Source organism: Actinoplanes sp. NPDC049598 (assembly GCF_040675435.1).
Taxonomy (GTDB): Bacteria; Actinomycetota; Actinomycetes; order Mycobacteriales; family Micromonosporaceae; genus Actinoplanes.
The window spans coordinates 1-16176 of record NZ_JBFAOX010000007.1 but is presented as its reverse complement, the minus strand read 5'-3'; the positions used below and the strand labels follow the sequence as shown (position 1 = coordinate 16176).

The window sequence follows — 16176 nt, the reverse complement described above, 5'->3', positions numbered from 1 at the left end:
AAGCCCAGGCGGCTGGGTCCTCCGCGACTGAGCCGCCTGCGTCAGGGTACGAGCGGGTCGAAGCGGGGCTTGGCGAACGTGCTCGGCGCGGGCGCCGTCGACACCGGCGGGGCGGTGGCGCCGGCCTTGGGCAGCTTGCCCACCAGCGGCAGGTTGAGCGCGCTGCCCCGCAGGTCGAGCCGGACGGTCGCGCCGGTCGACTGCGGGGTCGTGTACTCGTTGTCGCTGGCCTGCACGATCAGCCCGAGCACATGGCCGGCGGCCACGCGCTGGTCGGTCGCCTGCATCGGGACGGTGACCATGTACCAGCGATCCGGCCGCAGCGGCGTCACGAAGCGCAACGACACGTGGTGGGCCGCGTCCTGCCAGCCTCGGGTCAGGATGGCGTGGTCATCGGTGATCAGGCTGGGCGCCGTGTCGCGGTAGCAGGCGTCGTCGGCCGCGGTGGCCGCACCCCAGCACGACTCGGTCGCCAGCGTGGTGATGCCCTCGCCGCGACCGAGGTAGTTGACCCGGGTCGCCGTGCCGTAGTCGACGAGCCGGGCGGTGAGCTCGGTCGTCGGCTTGTCCACCCGGACCCGCAGGGTCACCGACGGGGTGCCGGAGACGCGAACCTCCCGGGTCAGCGGCGCCGACAGGAAGGCGACCCGGCCCGCCACGGCGGTGTTCGGGTTCGCCACGGCCGTTTCCTCAGCCAGGTTGGGATCGTCAGTCCACGTACGGACCGCGCTGCCAGATCGGCCACCCAGCGTGCCCGTCGTCCCATCGCCGTCACCCAACGTGATTCTCTGAGTCCCACCGGCCGGCCAGCTGCGCGAGGGAACCCACGTGCCGGGCGCCGTCTCGATCGACACCGCCGGCTCGCGGTCGATCCCGTTGCGCAGGCCCTGCAGATAGCGGTCGAACCACCGGTGCAGCGTGTCCACCCACTCGGCCCGTCTCAGGTCGAACGGGTCGACGTGGCCGGCCTGGGAAAGCCACATCTTCTTAGGTGTCCGCAGACGCGTCCACCACTCAGCGAATTGGTCGGTCGTCACGTTGGTGTCGTTCAGCCCGTGCGCGATGAACACGCTGGCGTGCACCTTGCGCGCGTCCGGCCGGAAGTCCCGCTCGGCCCAGTACGCGTTGTAGTTGCCGGTCGCGTCGTCGCTGCCCTGATCGAGCCGGGCCAGCGTGGCCGCGCAGGCCTCGGCCGGCCGGCCGTTCACATAGCTGTGCAGGTACTCGGGGTAGTCCTCCACGCGCAGCACACCGTTGTAGCGCTGGTAGTCGTACCAGCTGGAGATGGCCGAGATCGGCACGATCGTCTCGAGGCCCTCGACACCGGTCGCGGCCACCCCGTTGGCCACCGACCCGTCCCACGACTTGCCGATCATCCCGGTCCGGCCGTTGGTCCAGCGCGTGGCCACGGCGGGGGTGCCGTCGGCGTACGTGGCCCGGCCGCGCCCGTTCAGCCAGTCGACCACGGCCTTGGCGCTGAGCACCTCCTCGCGCCCGCCGACGTCCATGCAGCCGGTGGAGCGGCCGGTCCCGGCCAGGTCGGCCGCGACGAAGGCGTACCCCCGGGGCACGAAGTAGTTGTCGTAGTAGAGCGGCTGCTTGGTTATGGTGCCGCTCGCGTCGTACTGCTTGCGCTCGCTCTCGTTGCCGCGCCCGCAGCAGGAGTAGTACGGCGAGGCCTCGAGGATGACCGGCACCTTCAGGTGCCGATCGGCGGTCTCGCGCGGCCGTACGATGTCGACGGCGACCCGGTCGGGCACCCCGTCCTCGTCGTTGTCCAGCGGCGTCTGCACCCAGACGCTCTCGCGGACGGCGTTCTCGTAGGAGTAGACCGGCACGGTTTCGCCGCCCCCGACGTGCGGCGCCCCGGCGGCCGTGGCCGGCGCCGCGGAGACGGCCATGGTGGCGCCGATCCCCGCGACGACGGCCAGGACGAGCCTTCGCTTCCAAGTTCCGGACATCGATGAATCGTAAGGCATCGATGCCTTCGGAAGACCGCTAGTCGCGGCCCAGGCTGCGGCTTCCGGCCTTGGCCAGCCCGCGGCTGATCATGTATCCGATGGTGAGCAGGGTGATGTAGAGCCACGCCTTGTCGGCCGCGAAGATGTCGCCGCCGTTCTCGCCCGGGACGTCACCGGTCACCTTGGCCGCGATCAGGACGCCGACGACGGACAGTACGTAGACCGCGAGCTCAGTGGTCTTGAAGGAGGGCTTGGTCTCGTCGCCGTGCACGTGGCGGCGGCCGAGGTCGACATCGCCCGCCGGGGAATGGGTCATGCTGGCCATGGGTAACTCCGTTTCGTCGTCGGCACTCACGCCGTCGTGCCGTTGACCAGCGAATACCCCGGATCGTTTCGTCACCTACTCACGCGTTCGGGTGGTTTGAGGGGGATTCCGGGGTGTGCCCGGTCCGGCGGTCACCGGCGGCGGACGATACGTTCGGCCCGCACGCATCCACACGCACCACGGAGGATCAGACATGGAAGCGCCCGCTTACGTCCAGGCGACGCTCGCGAAGGCGGAGAAGGACGGCGCCCACCCGGCCGAGCTGGCCGCGCTGCGGCGGCGTCTCGAGCAGCTGGACGAGCCGCGGGCCGGCCTGCTCCCGGGTGACACCCTGGAGCCGCTGCGCGACGTCCCCGGGCTCGACGACCTGCCCGAGCCCTCGGACGAGCAGGCCCGCCAGATCCTCGACCGCCTGGTCGTGGTCAAGCTCAACGGCGGCCTCGGCACCAGCATGGGCCTGACCGGGCCGAAGTCGCTGCTCGAGGTCAAGCCCGGCCGCAGCTTCCTCGACATCATCGCCACCCAGGTCGTGGCCGTCCGGGACCGTTACCGCGCCCGGCTGCCGCTGCTGCTGATGAACTCGGTGGCCACCCGCCCGCCGTCGCTGGCCGCCCTGGACCAGTACGACGACGTCCAGGACTTCCTGCAGGGCCGCGAACCCAAGCTGCGCGCCGAGGACCGCTTCCCGGTCGAGTGGCCGGCCGACCCCGAGCTCGAGTGGTGCCCGCCCGGCCACGGCGACCTCTACACCGCGCTGGCCGCCTCCGGCACCCTCGACAAGCTGCTGGACGCCGGCGTGCACTGGGCCTTCGTGTCGAACTCGGACAACCTCGGCGCCACCGTCGACGTCCGCATCGCGGCCTGGCTCGAGGCCGAGCAGATCCCGTTCGCCATGGAGGTCGTCCGCGGCACCCCGGCCGACCGCAAGGGCGGCCACCTGGCCCGGCTCGGCGACCGGGTCGTGGTCCGCGAGACCGCGCAGGTGCCCGAGGGCGACACCTCGTTCACCGACGTCGAGCGCTGGCGCTACTACAACACCAACAACCTGTGGATCGACCTGCGGGCGCTCAAGGCCCTGCAGGCCGACGACCCGGCCGCCCCGGCCCTCCCCCTGATCGTCAACCACAAGACCGTCGACCCCAAGGACCCGGGCAGTACGCCCGTCATCCAGCTCGAAACGGCCATGGGCGCCGCCATCGGCTCCATCGCGGGCGCCCGCCCGGTGCTGGTCCCCCGCACCCGGTTCGCGCCGGTCAAGACCACCGACGACCTGCTGGTGGTCCGCTCGGACGCGTACGACCTGACCCCTGAGGGCCACATGGTCCCCACCTTCGAAGCCCCGGGCCCGGTCGTCACCCTCGACAAGGACCACTACCGCCTGGTCCCCGACTTCGAGAAGCGCTTCCCCCACGGCGCCCCGTCGCTCCGCCACACCACCCGCCTGAAAATCGACGGCGACGTCACCTTCGGCGCCGACATCACCATCGAAGGCGACGTCCACCTGACCGGCCCGTCGCACATCGCGGACGGGGAGACCCTGCACTGACCCCGTAGCGTCCCGGCAATCTCCACGCCATGCCGCGCCCGGACGCCGCGGACCTCCGGGTGCTCGGCGAGCTGACCACCATGCTCGCCGAGCCCCACACCCCGGCCCCGTGGACGACCCAACTGCGCCGAAGCCTGTTCGCAGCCGCCGTCCGAGGCTCCAATGCCATCGAGAACATCCGGATCAGCGCCTCGGACGCCCGGGCCCTCGTGGAGAACGCCGCCCGCCAGGAGACACTGCAGGCGGTCGCCGGTTACCGCGACGCGATGCTGTACGTGCAACAGACACCGTCGATGGCCTTCTTCGACTACCCGGAGACGCTCCTCAGTCCGGTACTTCGAGGCCCTGCGCACCACTCAAGGTGGTCGCCACCAGCCGGAACGCGACGCCCACTCCTGGCTCAAATTCGTCCTCACCGCCCATCACTGCCAGGCCCAACGCGTGTGCCGACACCACGACTGGACCGCACGGCTGTGGACCGGCCTGGCCCGCTTAGCCGAGGAACGTGGGCTAGCCGAACGCACCGTCTCCGCCCTCTACGCCGCCGCCATCGGCGAGCTGCGCCGCACGACCGGGCAACGCCACCACCCGCGTCTACCTTCTGGCCGGCCCCGCCTCCGACATCGCGGATGCGGCCGCCGCCGCGGTGCGCGGCCCGGGCCGCGACCCCTACGCGTAGAACTCAGCATCCGCCGTTGCAGGCCAGCGCGCGGAGCCGGTCGAGGGCCCCGTGCCACTGGTTCGAGTCCCCGGCGAAGGGGCCGCTGCTCGAGTACTGCCAGAAGGACCAGGTGGGCGCCCCCGCCGGCAGGACGCCGGGAGCGCTTGCGTACCGGGCCAGCCACAGCGGCGAGTTCGCCCAGAAGCCCGAGTAGTCGCCGGTGCACCGCTGCCACCAGTCCGTCGTGGTGTAGATGACCGCCCAGCGGCCCGTGCGGGCGTGGTAGCGGTTCAGGAACGCGGCGATCCAGTTGCGCATGTCCGTGGCGTTCAGCCCGTAGCAGGTGTCCGAGCCGGCATACGGGTTGTACTCGATGTCGAGCGCGCCGGGCAGGGTTCTGCCGTCGGCCGACCAGCCGCCGCCCCGCGCGGCGAAGAAGTCGGCCTGGGCCGCGCCGCTCGACCGGTTCGGGAGGGCGAAGTGGTACGCCCCGCGGATCATGCCGACGTTGTAGGAGCCGTTGTACTGCTGCGCGAAGTAGGGGTTCACGTAGGAGCCGCCCTCGGTCGCCTTGACGTAGGCGAACCTCGAGCCGGCGTTCCACTGCGCCGGCCAGTTCACGTTGCCCTGGTGGCTGGCCACGTCCTGGCCGTAGGTGACGGTGGCGGCGGCGGCCGGCGCCGCCACGGTCAGGCTCGCGCCGATGCAGATAACGGTGAGAACGCTGGCGAGTCGAGATCGAGCTGTCACGGAACGAACCTCCACGCTGGGCTGAGCATTCATTGCAACCGCGACTGTGGATCGGCAAAAAGCAGAAACGTGACAGCCCGGGGGTGACCCCCGATCAGGCGTTCTGGAGGCGCTGGAGCTGGAAACGCTGGTTGGCGCCGGTCCCGGGCGTCCATTGGGAGATGCGCGCGCCGTCGGCGGTGGACGCCTGCCACACGTCCATGGCCAGCCCGCTCGCCCGGTTGATCAGCCGGACCACCCCGCTGCCCTGGTCGTCGACCCGCCACTGCTGCCCGGTGGCGTTGGTGTCGGGTTGCTGGGTGATGTCCGCGCCCGTGCCGGCGCCGGCTACCTGCAGCACCAGGCCGCTGTGCCGGGCCCGGATCCGGTAGTAGCCGCTGTCGGCGGCCAGGAAGTCGAACTGCTGGTTGGCGGCGCTACCGGGCGCCCACTGGATCAGCTGGGCGCCGGCGGCGGCCGACGCCCCGTTGATGTCGGCCGCCTTCCCGCTGTGCTGGGCGACCAGCCGGTAGTACACGCCGGTCTCGACCGGTCCCGACTCCGACCGCACGGCCGACGCCCGGTAGGTGTGGCCGGCCTGCCCGGTGAACTCGACCAGGTCGGATTCGAGGCGTGTCGGCTGCACCGCGGTGCCGCTGGTCTCGTCGCGCATCTCGAAGGTGCCGTTGAAGACCCGGCTGCGGATCCGGACCGGGCCGGCGCGGTCCGGCCGGACGGCGAGCTCGGTGGCGGTGGTGCTCCAGGCAGCCTCGACCGTGTAGCCGCCCCGGCCGCGCAGACCGGTGACGCTGCCGGCCGGCCAGGCCGGCGGCAGCGCGGGCAGCACGTGCAGCTCGCCGTTGTGGCTGTGCAGCAGCATCTCGGCGATCCCGGAGGTGGCGCCGAAGTTGCCGTCGATCTGGAACGGCGGGTGCAGGTCGAACATGTTGGGGGCGAGCCGGTCCGTCCGCACCAGATCCCGCAGGAGCTTGTGGGCGCGCCCGCCGTCCTCCAGCCGCGCCCAGAAATTGATCTTCCAGGCGAGGGACCAGCCGGTGCCGTCGTCGCCGCGCAGCTCGAGCGTCTGCCGGGCGGCCTGGTAGAGCTGGGGTGTGCCGCGCCGGGTGATCTGGTTGCTCGGGTGCAGGCCGTACAGGTGGGAGACGTGGCGGTGGGTGCGTTCGGTCTCCACCCAGTCGGCCAGCCATTCCTGGATGTTGCCGCGTGAGCCCACCTTCATCGGCGCCAGCCGGTCCCGGGCCGCGAGCACCTGGGTGCGGAAGCCGGCGTCCACGCCGAGGGTCTCGCCGGCCCGGGCGACACCGGTGAACAGGTCGCGCAGGATCTGGTTGTCCATGGTCGGCCCGGCGCACACGCTGGCGTTGGAGTGATGGGGCAGCTCCGGCGAGTTGGACGGGTTGGTCACCAGGTAGCCGAGCGCCGGGTGGGTCACCAACGAGTCGAGGAAGAACTGCGCGGCGCCCTTCATCGCGGAGTAGTTGGCCCGCAGGAACTCGACGTCGCCGGTGAACAGGTAGTGGTCCCAGATCATCGTGGCCAGCCAGGCGCCGCCGGTCTGCCACATGCCCCACAGGGCGCCGTCGACGACCGACGTGCCGCGCCAGGCGTCGGTGTTGTGGTGGGTCACCCAGCCGCCGGCGCCGTACTGCACGCTCGCGGTGCGGGCTCCGGTCACCGTCAGGTCCTTGATCATGTCGAAGACCGGCAGGTGACACTCGGCAAGGTTGGTGGTGTCGGCCGGCCAGTAGTTCATCGGCAGGTTCGCGTTGATGGTGTATTTGGAGTCCCAGGACGGGGCCATTTCCTGGTTCCAGATGCCTTGCAGGTTCGCCGGCTGGGTGCCCGGCCGGGAGGAGGCGATCAGCAGGTACCGGCCGTACTGGAAGAGCAGGGCGGCGAACTGCGGGTCGTTCTGCGAGGCGTGCTGCGCGATCCGTACGTCAGTGGTTTGATCGGCCGCCGAGGTGCGGCCCAGGTCGATCGTGACCCGGTTGAACAGCGCCTGGTGGTCGGTCACGTGCCGGGCGCGGAGCTGGTCGACGGCGACGGTACGGGCGGCGGCGAGGTGCCGCCGCGCGATGCCCTGGTAGTCGCCGTTGACCGTGCGGAAGTTGACGTAGCTGGAGCCGATCGACACCAGCACGGTGACGCTGGTGGCCCCGGAGACCCGCAGCGTGCCGCCCGAGCTGCTGACCGTGCCCCCGGTGACGCTCGCGCCGGCCAGCGCGAGGAACCGGACCGACCCGGCGATGCCCTCCATGGAGCCGGAGATGCCGTCGAGGCCGATCGTCGCCGAGTCGGGACTGGACACGGTGGTGCGCTGCGGGCTGTCGAACGTGGCGCTGAAGGTGATCGCGCTGGCCCGGTCGGCCGTGAGCCGGACCACGATCACCTGGTCGGGCGCGCTGGCGAACACCTCCCGCTGGAACCGCACGCCGCCCAGCACGTAGGAGGTGGTCACCGTGGCGGTGGTCAGATCCAGTGTCCGCGTGTACTGCGACGCTCCGCTCGCGCTGCCGAAGGCCAGGCGGAGGTTGCCGACCGGCTGGTAGGCCAGCTGGCCGACCGGATTGCCGAGCATCGTCTGGTTGATCAGGTCCTGGGCCGGGACCCACTGGTCGGCGAAGACCCGCCGGCGGATCTCCGCGAGGTTGGCCGCGCCCTGCGTGTTGGCCGAGTCGTACGGGCCGCCGGCCCACACGGTGTCCTCGTTGAGCTGGAGCCGTTCGGTGTCGACGTTGCCGAACACCATGGCGCCGAGGCGCCCGTTGCCGATCGGCAGCGCCCGCAGCCAGTCCGTTCCGGCGGGCTCGTCGTAGCGCAGCGCCAGGTCGCCGGCGGCGGCCACGGCGGCCCGGGCGGGCGCGGCCCCTCCGGTCGGCAGCAACGCGGCTCCGGCCCCGGCCACTCCGGCGGCGAGAAGTTTCCGCCGTGTGATGTCAGTCATGTGGTGCCTCCCCGGACGCGCTACGGATCAGTGAGCGACAACAAAGGGCACGGTAAGCACGTAATGGCGGCATAACATCTTTTCCGGCACGGGATTTAGCAGCCTTGATGGAAAGCGTCAAAGGCGAGGAAAACATTGCCGTCCTTGAATGTTTACCCGCATTCTGACAACGTTCCTCCAACACGCTGTTAACGTTCACTTCCTCTGCCGACAGGAGCACTCGTGCACAGAAGAAGGTGGATCCCCGCCGCCGCCCTCGCCCTGGGACTCGCGCTGACCGGCGCGGCCGCCCCCACCGCCGCGGCCGCCGCCGCCGAGTCGAACGGAGGGGTCCGGGTCATGCCGCTGGGCGACTCCATCACCGAGGGAACCCAGGTCCCCGGTGGATATCGCATCGGGCTCTGGCAGCGGCTGGCCGGCGCCGGTTACCGGGTCGACTTCGTCGGCACCCAGTCCAACGGCCCGGCCGCCCTCGGCGACCACGACCACCAGGGTCATCCGGGCTGGCGGATCGACCAGATCGACGCCAACATCACCCGCTGGCTGCAGGCCGCGAATCCCCGTACGGTGCTGCTGCACATCGGCACCAACGACATCCTGCAGAACTACAACGTCGCGTCCGCGCCGAGCCGGCTCTCCACCCTCATCGACCACATCACCGCGACGGCCCCGGCCGCGGACGTGTTCGTGGCCACGCTGATCCCGCTCGCCTCGTCCGGTCAGGAGGCGGCCGCCCGCAGCTTCAACGCCGCCCTCCCGGGCATCGTGCAGAGCAAGGTGAACAGCGGCCGGCGGGTCCACCTGGTCGACATGCACGCCGCGCTGACCACGGCCGACCTTATCGACGGCGTCCATCCCACCGCCGGCGGCTACGACAAGATGGCCGCCGTCTGGTTCGCCGCGCTGCGCTCGGTCCCCGGCACCATCGGCGACGCCACCGGCACCCCCGCCGACGGCGCCCTGGTCGGCGCCGGTTCCGGGCGGTGCCTGGACGTGCCCGGCGGCAACAGCGCCAACGGCACCCAGCCGGTCATCTGGGACTGCAACGGCGCCGCCAACCAGCGGTGGACCACCTCCGGACAGACCCTGCAGGCGCTGGGCAAGTGTCTCGACTCACCGACCGGCGCCACGCCCGGCGCCAAGGCGCAGATCTGGGACTGCTCCGGGGCGGCCAACCAGCGCTGGAACCGCAACGCCAACGGAACCATCAGCAACGTCGCGTCCGGGCTGTGCCTGGACGTCAGGGCCAACGCCACCGCCGCCGGCAGCCTGGTCCAGTTGTGGACCTGCACCGCCGCCGCCAACCAGGTCTGGAACAGCCGATGACCGCCGTTCAGGGCTTACGGGCGACGGCGCCCCAGATGCTGATCCGGCTGGGATCGGTGGTGTCGGCCTGCTCCTCGGGCCGCCACCGGCTGATCAGTTCGATGCCCGGCTCGACCAGCTCCAGACCCTCGAAGAAGGCGGCGAAGGCGTCCCGGTCCCGCGGCCAGATGTCACTGATCCCGGCATCGAGCAGCTGCTGATAGCGGGCTTGCTCCTCGGGCGGCATGAAATCCAGTGTGAAGTGCGTGGCCGCCAGGTAGCTGCCGGACGGAAGCGCGTCGACCAGGGTGCGCACGACATCGTGGGCCTGCCCGCGGCCGGGCCGGATGAAGTGCAGCACAGCGATCAGCATCAGCGCCACCGGCCGGGAGAAGTCCAGCGCCTGCCGCTCCCGCGCGGCGTCCAGGATGACCCGGGGCGCCCGCAGGTCGGCCTCGATGTAGTCGGTGGCGCCTTCCCGGCTGCTGGTCAGCAGCGCCCGTGCGTGCGACATGACGAGCGGGTCGTTGTCGACGTAAAGCACCCGGGTGGCCGGGGCCGCCCGCTGAGCCACCTCGTGCGTGTTGTCCGCCGTCGGGAGGCCGGTGCCGATGTCCAGGAACTGCCGGATGCCGGCCTCACCGGCCAGGAAGCCGGTCATGCGGCGCAGCACGGCCCGGTTGGCGCGAATCCCCGCCCGCATGCCGGGAAACCGGGCCTCGATCGCATCGGCCGACTCCCGGTCGGCCGCGAAGTTGTCCTTGCCGCCCAGCCAGTAGTCGTACCGCCGAGCCGGATGCGCCACCGACGAGTCGACCATGGGCGGCACGGATTCGGACCGGGTCACAGCGTCTCCCGTCGACGTCGCAGAACGGCTCCCCGCACTGTAACGGTTACCGCCGTACAAAGTGGACCCGCCACCACCACCGCAGACATTTCGCAAGGCCGCGACGAGCCGCTGACCGGCTTACTGGAGTGACGAAAAGTCCGATCAGCTGCAGCCAAAGCCTGCCGGACGCCCGGGCGCTCGTCGATAACGCCGTCCGCTGCATCTCGATCCCGGTGTCGGGGTCAGGACCGCCGCCCGGATCCTGCTCGAAGTCGGCGGCATAGCCGCGTTCCCCACCCCCCGGGTATCTCGCCGCTCGGGCACCAGCATCCGCGGCGAGCACCCCTCCAAGGGCGGTAACAAACACTTCCAACGAGCGCTCTTCCTGTCCGCCTTCGCAGCCCTGTCCGACCCGCTCAGCCGCGCCTCCTACCACCCGCGTCTACCTCCCGGCCGGCCCGCCTCCAACATCGCGGAGGCTGTCGCCGCCGCGGTGCGGGGCCCGGACCGGGACCCTTACGCGTAAGATCCTCACACCGGCGAGAACAGCCGTCGACGTCAAGGTTTAGGTCGTCAAGTCGTACGGTATCCGCCCGCTTGCAACGCATACAGTTCGGCGTAGTGACCTTTCACAGCCATGAGCTGCTGATGGGTGCCCTGTTCGATGACCTTCCCGTCGACCAACACAACGATGTTGTCGGCCATCGCCACAGTCGAGAACCGGTGAGTCACAACGATAGTCACCCCGCCCTGGCCGACTGTTTTTCTCGCCGCGTTGGCATACCGTCCAAACAGGGCGTGCTCGGCGGCCGCGTCGAGAGCTGCCGTCGGCTCGTCGAGCACCAGCAGCGCCGGAGAGGGCCGCCGCAGGGCCCGGGCAAGGGCTATCCGCTGCCATTGGCCGCCGGAGAGGCCGATTCCATCCGGCCATGACTCGCCCAGCTGCGTCGCCGGGCCTCGGGGCAGCACGGTCATCAGGTCGGCGGACGATGCCTCGTCCAAGGCCGCTCGCAAGGCTTCGTCGTCGGTGATCACAGCGCCCGACAGATCACCGATCCCGATCGCTTCCCCTGCGAGCAATTCGAACCGGACATGGTCCTGGAACGCACCTGAGGCACGTAACCGCCATTCGGCCATGGACAACTTCGTCAGGTCCACACCATCGATGCGGACGTGGCCCGCGATCGGTGAACGCATCCCGGTTAGCAGGCCCACCAACGTCGACTTCCCTGCGCCGTTGTCGCCCACGATGGCGGTCACCGAACCTGCGGGAAAGCGGAGCGACACGTCGATCAATGCCGCCTGTTCGCTGCCGGGATAGCGATAGGTCACCCTCTCCAGGGATATCCCGTCGCTTAGCAGGTCCGGTACCGCTCCGACCCCGACCGCACCTTGTGCCGCTTCGCTGTGGGTTACGAGTGTCCGGTAGCGACTTACCGTCCGCAACGTGCGAGCGAACATCTGGGAACCCCACTGGAAAGAGCTGACCGAGTCGCGGAGCTGACCCACAACAGCAAACGCGGCCGCAATCTGGCCCGCAGAGACGCGCCCAGCCAGAGCGTCGTGGACCATCCATGCGAGCAGAGCGACTGACGCCATGAGGTAGCCGCCTGTGAAGACAGTCGCCATCCACGAGCGTTTGACAGCCGCCTCAGTGTAGGGGCGCCGCCATCGGATCGTCGCAGCGCCGATGAGCCCCAGCATGAATTGACGCGCACCGAAGATCCTGACCTCGCCGGAGCCGACTGGAGATGCGCAGATGTCGCCGAGCTTGATGCTCTGACGGCCGGCGGCCGCGCCCGACTCCTCGGCACGCTTCTCCCAGCGAATTGCCGCGCGAACAGCCAATGTCGCCGGCACGGCCACAACAACGAGCAGCAAAAGGCGGGGATCGACCGCGGCAGCGATGGTCAGCGTCGTTACCGCGCCGATCACGGCATACGCGGAGTTGATCAGTGAGTTGTAGGCCCAACCGAGGACACCCATGCGCTCACGCAGTGCCTGCATATGGTCCTGCAGGCGCGGATCGTCAAGATGTTCGACGGTGACCAGTTCGCCGCTCATGGTGGCAACCTGAACGTCGAAGTAATGACCCATCTTCTCGTTGAGATCCAGGCGGGCCTGCGTGCCGAGGGATCCGAGTAGAAAGCCGCGGCCACGGGCCACCGCGGCCCCCGCGACCCCCGCTACTAGGTACCGGGCGTCGCCGGTGGCGACACCGGTAACGGACAATCCAATGAACAAGGGCAGAAGGAAGTCGAGGATCTGCCCGAGCGCTCCCGCCAGGACCAGTAGGGTCGACGAACGGCTCAGGCGCCAGGATGTGCGCAGGATCAACCCCACGGACTGCAAGTGATATGGCATCAGTCGTCGCTTCCCATCGGCTCGTGGGTAAATCGCGACGCTTGCAGCGCGAACAGCTCCGCGTAGCGGCCGCCGATCGCCAGCAGCTCTTCATGGGTCCCGTCCTCGACAATGACCCCCGAATCCAGCACAACTATCCGGTCAACATGTCTCACGCTGGAAAGCCGATGGCTGACCAGAATCGTCGTGACGCCTCGAGTCACGGCCAGGATGCGACGGAAAATTTGTGCCTCGCTGCGGACATCCAGCGCGGCGGTCGGCTCGTCCAGCACCAGGAGCCCGGCTCCGGCCTGGACCGCGGCCAAGGAGCGAGCGATGGCGATACGCTGCCACTCGCCGCCGGACAGATCGGTCCCTCCCAGGCTGGGATCGAGGATCGTCTCCCACACACCGTCGAGACGATGCAGCACGGCGTCACCGGCCGCCTCTGTCAAGGCCTCGGCGGCAAGCGAGTCAACGGCGCTTGCCGGCAGGCGTGCAGCGGCAAGCGGGGCGATGGCCACGTTGTCCCGCAACGTCAGCGGATACCTGACGAAGTCCTGGAAGACGACCGCCACCCGGCGACGAATGTCGTCGTCCACGCCAGGGTCGGCTTCACCGATTGTGATAGAGCCTTTGTCGACTCGATACAGCCCGCACAGCAGCTTGACGAGCGTGGACTTCCCGGCGCCGTTCAGCCCGACGATCGCCACGGACTGGGCGGCGGGGATGTCGAGGTTGAGATGCTCGAACACCGGCTTGGCGGACCGGGGATACGCGAAGCGGGCATCGGCGACGCTAATCGGCAATGGCCCCGCTGAGCCTTGACCATCCACGTCGGCCGAAGCCGGCCGCGTGGCCTCGCCCAACCGAGCGGAAAGACCGTGCTCATGGCGCAACTGCCGGAGCTCCCACTCGTAGGACCGGGCCCGTTTTGACTGCACGTTGTTGTCTCCCTGCGCTCCCAGGCCTTGCATCCGGGCGATCCCTTGAAGGACCGTCACGAAAGTGACCACCGACGCGGACCCTGTCCACGCCGCTCGACCCAGAGCGACGAGTACGCAGGTCAGCATGACCAGAGACAACGAGGCCACGATGATGGAGCGGCGCCACGCAGGCTGGCGACGCGTCAGAGTGCCGGCCTGCGCCTGGGCCCAGGCCGACCGGTAGCGGCCGACAAGCCACTGGGTCAATCCGAAGACCCGGACCTCCTTGCCCGCGGAGGCAGCAAGCGGGAGCCCGCGCAGGTAGTTCGCCCGCCGGCGGTCCGGACCGCCCCCCTCCATCACATCGGCAACGACGACGTTCAGATACGCCGTCCAGGCTGTAGCGGTGGCACGATACGCGATCAGCGCCAGAACCGCCGCCCACCAAGACCACCCGCCAACGGCGATGAAGCCGGCGACACCGACAGACGCTGAACCGACGCCGGACCAGACGGCAGACATGACGTTGAGCCCGAATTGACTTCGCACGTGCCCGGAGATCTCGTCGAGTCGCATCACGGTGTGGTCGTCCTCGAGATGACCGATGCCGTGCGGAGAAAGGGCGATGTCAGCGAGGAGGAGCGCCTGCTGCTCGGTGAACTTAGCCTGGATCGTAGCGGTGCTGGTCTCCTGCCACGTAGTCACCAGCGGCTCAGCGATCAGACAGCCGGCCGCAATCGCCAACCATTCCCATACCGTGCTCTGACGACTGGTCACGGCGCCGACTACATGGGCAACCGCGATGATCAGGCCCCACGCTGCGGCACCACGCCCAACCCCGAGAAGTCCCGAAAGCATCGTGTAACGCGGTGAGGCCGACCAGACCATCCGCCAAAAATGCAGCTCAGAGCTTGTTCGCCCGTTGATGAATTTCCACAGACAACCAAGTCGGACGATGGAGGTGTTCGGCACCAGACGACCGTACCTCATATATAACGGTGTTGACTATCGTCTATCGTTCATGGAAGAGTCTGACTTGTCGGCCCGATCGGGTAACAAGCCGGACGCCAATAAGGACGACGATGGATATCAGCACGGACCGCGGATTCTACGAACGGTACGTAAGTCCAAGCTTCGCTCAAATCTTCCTCCAGCCCACGACGTATTGTCCAGCAAACTGCACCTACTGCTACCTGCCTGGACGCGATGCGCGTAATTCGATGAAGTTGGAAGTAGCCGACGCTGTCGCCGCCAGCATTCTGGACCAGAACGCCGATCATTCGGTCAATGTCGTATGGCACGGCGGCGAGCCACTCGCCCTTCCCGTGCCAGAGTTCATCCGCCGCCTGGAGTCCTTCGAGGCCCTGCGCAGAGCCGGGCGGGTTCGCCACACCGTTCAGACCAACGGTATGCTGATCAACGAAGCCTGGTGCGACGTCTTCCTCGAATACGGCTTCAACGTCGGCATCAGTATCGACGGACCACGAGAGGCAAATCTCAACCGCGTCAACTGGGCCGGCCGGCCGTTTTTCGACCATATCTTGCGCGGCATCGAGACACTCAAGAAGCGCGAGGTCAAGTTCTCGGCCATCTGTGTAGTCACCCCAGAGACCGTCGGGCGTCCAAACCAACTTCTCGACTTCTTCGACAGCCTTGGCGCTTCTCATGTCGGTTTCAATGTCGAAGAGATCGAGGGGCAGAACATCGCCCGGCCGGACGTCGACGAGTCAGCAGTCGCGGGATTCTGGGATGCGGTTGTGAGGCACCAACGCCGGGGAACCGGCGTCCGAGTTCGTGAAATTCAACGACTCGTCGATTACCTTACCCTAGCGCGTAACGGCAAAAAGCAACTCTGGCTTGATACACCGAACGACCCGGGACCGGCTGTCTCGTGGGACGGCCGAGTCGTTCTCATGTCGCCTGAACTCATGGGCACGAGGGCTCCGCATTACGACGACTTCATCGTGGGTAATATTTTGGACGAGTCCCTGCCATCGATGCTCGCCCGCGCCCATGAAGTGAAGTACGTATCCGAGTTCATGCACGGGTTGGCAGAATGTGAGACCACCTGTTCCTTCTGGGACATGTGCCGCGGGGCTCAGGCATCCAACCGGTACGCCGAGCGATCCCATTTCGCCGTTACCGAGACAGCGCACTGCCGCAATACCCGCCAAGCGCCGATCCATTCTATGGCTGCCGCGTTCGATATCCGATAGATCACACCGACACGGAGGTCCCTATGAAATCAATCGTGACTCTGACACGTCATGAGCCAATTCGCACCGGCCTGCGCCCGAGCAACACCCTGGTGGCGCTCGAGGCCAGCACCGACGAATCGTTCATGACCTTCCTGAAGATGGCGGCGATCCCGGAAGAGAGCATCTGCCTGCGCAAGGGCCTCAACGACAACGTCGAGTAATCGACCGTAGCCGCCGGTAACAGACATGAATGCGGCAGACTGAAACGTCTCACCGGCGCTGTCGTGTCCCGGCCGAGTCGACGGGCAGGACGTCGTGCACGGCCGCGGTGCCGGCCCGGGCATAGAGGGCCGGGTTGACGAAGCCGAGGGCATGACCGGCGACC

General features: G+C 68.4%; 11 protein-coding genes and 1 pseudogene. 5 read left to right on the top strand and 7 right to left on the bottom strand.

Features of this window, described 5'->3' with window-relative positions:
• Nucleotides 1–41: 41 nt before the first annotated feature.
• Together AB0J66_RS17660 and AB0J66_RS17655 are read right to left on the bottom strand one after the other, a co-directional pair.
• The gene (locus tag AB0J66_RS17660; RefSeq protein ID WP_364661259.1) at nucleotides 42–1961 is read right to left on the bottom strand and encodes a Xaa-Pro dipeptidyl-peptidase; all 1920 of its coding nucleotides are present in this window, start codon (nucleotides 1959–1961) and stop codon (nucleotides 42–44) included.
• Between the two features lie 37 nt (nucleotides 1962–1998).
• Nucleotides 1999–2286: a hypothetical protein gene (locus AB0J66_RS17655; RefSeq protein ID WP_364661256.1), complete on the bottom strand. Its 288-nt coding sequence runs from the start codon at nucleotides 2284–2286 to the stop codon at nucleotides 1999–2001.
• Nucleotides 2287–2479: 193 nt separating this feature from the next.
• On the opposite strand from AB0J66_RS17655, the gene AB0J66_RS17650 reads away from it, so the two are divergent.
• Entirely contained in the window at nucleotides 2480–3832 is a 1353-nt protein-coding gene (locus AB0J66_RS17650) for a UTP--glucose-1-phosphate uridylyltransferase (RefSeq protein WP_364661253.1), read from the top strand.
• Between the two features lie 682 nt (nucleotides 3833–4514).
• Here the strand turns inward: AB0J66_RS17650 and AB0J66_RS17645 are convergent.
• Nucleotides 4515–5243 (bottom strand): lysozyme, encoded by a 729-nt coding sequence (locus tag AB0J66_RS17645; protein ID WP_364661250.1) that lies wholly within the window; start codon nucleotides 5241–5243, stop codon nucleotides 4515–4517.
• Nucleotides 5244–5337: 94 nt separating this feature from the next.
• Nucleotides 5338–8190, bottom strand: coding sequence for a glycoside hydrolase N-terminal domain-containing protein (locus AB0J66_RS17640; protein ID WP_364661248.1), 2853 nt, complete (start codon nucleotides 8188–8190; stop codon nucleotides 5338–5340).
• A 222-nt stretch (nucleotides 8191–8412) separates the two neighbouring features.
• Here AB0J66_RS17640 and AB0J66_RS17635 point away from each other — a divergent pair, with 222 nt between their 5' ends.
• Nucleotides 8413–9516, top strand: a complete 1104-nt coding sequence (locus tag AB0J66_RS17635; protein WP_364661246.1) for a ricin-type beta-trefoil lectin domain protein — start codon at nucleotides 8413–8415, stop codon at nucleotides 9514–9516.
• A 7-nt stretch (nucleotides 9517–9523) separates the two neighbouring features.
• Here the strand turns inward: AB0J66_RS17635 and AB0J66_RS17630 are convergent, their stop codons facing one another.
• The gene (locus tag AB0J66_RS17630) at nucleotides 9524–10315 is read right to left on the bottom strand and encodes an SAM-dependent methyltransferase (RefSeq protein ID WP_364662167.1); all 792 of its coding nucleotides are present in this window, start codon (nucleotides 10313–10315) and stop codon (nucleotides 9524–9526) included.
• Nucleotides 10316–10553: 238 nt separating this feature from the next.
• Here AB0J66_RS17630 and AB0J66_RS17625 point away from each other — a divergent pair.
• Nucleotides 10554–10757: pseudogene (locus AB0J66_RS17625) on the top strand (transposase); the annotation flags it as partial.
• Between the two features lie 140 nt (nucleotides 10758–10897).
• On the opposite strand, the gene AB0J66_RS17620 reads toward AB0J66_RS17625, so the two are convergent.
• Nucleotides 10898–12667: an ABC transporter ATP-binding protein gene (locus AB0J66_RS17620; protein ID WP_364661243.1), complete on the bottom strand. Its 1770-nt coding sequence runs from the start codon at nucleotides 12665–12667 to the stop codon at nucleotides 10898–10900.
• Between the two features lie 20 nt (nucleotides 12668–12687).
• Nucleotides 12688–14565 carry an ABC transporter ATP-binding protein gene (locus AB0J66_RS17615; protein WP_364661240.1) on the bottom strand — a complete coding sequence of 626 codons (1878 nt, stop codon included), beginning with the start codon at nucleotides 14563–14565 and terminating at the stop codon, nucleotides 12688–12690.
• 110 nt (nucleotides 14566–14675) lie between these two features.
• Between AB0J66_RS17615 and amcB the strand changes: the two genes are divergently transcribed.
• Nucleotides 14676–15809: a cyclophane-forming radical SAM peptide maturase AmcB gene (gene amcB, locus AB0J66_RS17610; RefSeq protein WP_364661237.1), complete on the top strand. Its 1134-nt coding sequence runs from the start codon at nucleotides 14676–14678 to the stop codon at nucleotides 15807–15809.
• Between the two features lie 35 nt (nucleotides 15810–15844).
• Nucleotides 15845–16012 (top strand): hypothetical protein, encoded by a 168-nt coding sequence (locus AB0J66_RS17605; protein ID WP_364661234.1) that lies wholly within the window; start codon nucleotides 15845–15847, stop codon nucleotides 16010–16012.
• Nucleotides 16013–16176: the final 164 nt, after the last annotated feature.

What these genes read in the sequence shown, in the direction of transcription:
- AB0J66_RS17650 (WP_364661253.1), top strand. Translation starts at nt 2,480, where the DNA reads ATGGAAGCGCCCGCTTACGTCCAGGCGACGCTCGCGAAGGCGGAGAAG.
- AB0J66_RS17655 (WP_364661256.1), bottom strand. Translation starts at nt 2,286, where the DNA reads ATGGCCAGCATGACCCATTCCCCGGCGGGCGATGTCGACCTCGGCCGC.
- AB0J66_RS17640 (WP_364661248.1), bottom strand. Translation starts at nt 8,190, where the DNA reads ATGACTGACATCACACGGCGGAAACTTCTCGCCGCCGGAGTGGCCGGG.
- AB0J66_RS17630 (WP_364662167.1), bottom strand. Translation starts at nt 10,315, where the DNA reads ATGGTCGACTCGTCGGTGGCGCATCCGGCTCGGCGGTACGACTACTGG.
- AB0J66_RS17660 (WP_364661259.1), bottom strand. Translation starts at nt 1,961, where the DNA reads ATGTCCGGAACTTGGAAGCGAAGGCTCGTCCTGGCCGTCGTCGCGGGG.
- amcB (WP_364661237.1), top strand. Translation starts at nt 14,676, where the DNA reads ATGGATATCAGCACGGACCGCGGATTCTACGAACGGTACGTAAGTCCA.